Below are 1,205 nucleotides of genomic sequence, written 5' to 3' on the forward strand. Positions count from 1 at the left end.
CGACGAGCTCGAGGCGGCGCTGCACCGGGCCCTGCTCCGGTGAGGCCCAGCACCGGATGCGCTGCGAGCGTCGCCACGGCTTGCCGTCTTCCTTCAGCGGCTCGACCGCACACGGATGCGCCAGATTCGGCGTGGTCGAGAATCACTCGCGCGAGGTGCTGAAGACGCTCGACGACAGGCGGCGGAAGCCCCGGATCGCCGAGCCCAAGCACAACGGCTTCTCGCGCTGGCACGGCGATGACGCGGCCCGCCGCGCCGTCGTCAACAACCGCACTCGTCTGCTGTCCGGTGTCGCCCACGTCGCGTTCAAGCTGCCCGCCGAGGTGGTGGAGCGGAGCTTCGCGCTCATTCTGGACTGCGATGGCATGCGCCGCGCTTGGCTGCGCGGGCGGGAGAACCTGCACAAGCGCTACCTGATCCACGTCGCTGGCTACAATCTCGGCCTGATCATGCGACTGCTGACGGGTCAGGAACGCCTCGAGGCTTCCAGGCCAGGGTTTCGGCCTCGCTTGCTGCGATCGCCAACCCGGATGCTGGCCTGGTCGTCATTCTGATCGCCATCGCCGGCGATCAGACCGCGGCCGCCGCCTTCAGCATCGCGCCAGACCCGCTCTGCTGTAAGCGCCGTGAAGAGGCCCATCTTTCGGCGTGAGGCTTGATTGTGCTGGGTCGGTCTGGAGGGTTCTGTCAGAACTCCCGCCAGATCCTACGACGTGAGGTGAAGACCGACTTCAGCCTACGCCGCTTCGAGAATGGCGAGCACACTGGTGGCGCGACGGAGGTGAAGCAGGCGACGGCGGCGGGCAGAGGCGTATTGGTTGTGCCGGGTGCAGGGACGGAGGAAGTTGCGGAGCTCGTCGTAGCCTCGACAGAACCGCTCCGCCGATGCGAAGCTCTTGAACCCCCGCATACATCGTGTTCGGCCTTTGACGCCCCGGTGATCCTGCTCCAGTCGGCTATTTTTATACGCGCTGGTCCGGTGCTCGACGTCGCGGCCGAGCGTGCTGCGGATTGCCCGCGGGTAAGAGCCATGCCCATCCGTGGTGACCTGGTCGGGCGTCATGCCCGTGACCGACTTGGCCGAACGAAAGAAAGCCTGAGCCGCCGTCATGTCGCGGTGCTCGCTGAGCATGGTGTCGACCAGATTGCCGTCGCGGTCGATGGCCCGATACAGGTAAGCCCAGCGGCCACCGACCTTCAGGTAT

2 protein-coding genes are annotated in these 1,205 nt (G+C 66.1%); one reads left to right on the forward strand and one right to left on the reverse strand.

All coding sequences use genetic code 11. The features are described from left to right. Positions 1-554 (forward strand): hypothetical protein (locus Q7A36_RS39980; protein ID WP_456306854.1); only part of this gene is annotated, 554 nt, incomplete at its 5' end. 182 nt (positions 555-736) lie between these two features. On the opposite strand, the gene Q7A36_RS39985 is transcribed toward Q7A36_RS39980, so the two are convergent. Then, a partial coding sequence (locus Q7A36_RS39985; RefSeq protein WP_305109355.1) for a DDE-type integrase/transposase/recombinase occupies positions 737-1,205 on the reverse strand: 469 nt, incomplete at its 5' end.

This window comes from Paracraurococcus lichenis, from assembly GCF_030657435.1.
In the GTDB taxonomy this organism is placed as follows: domain Bacteria; phylum Pseudomonadota; class Alphaproteobacteria; order Acetobacterales; family Acetobacteraceae; genus Paracraurococcus; species Paracraurococcus lichenis.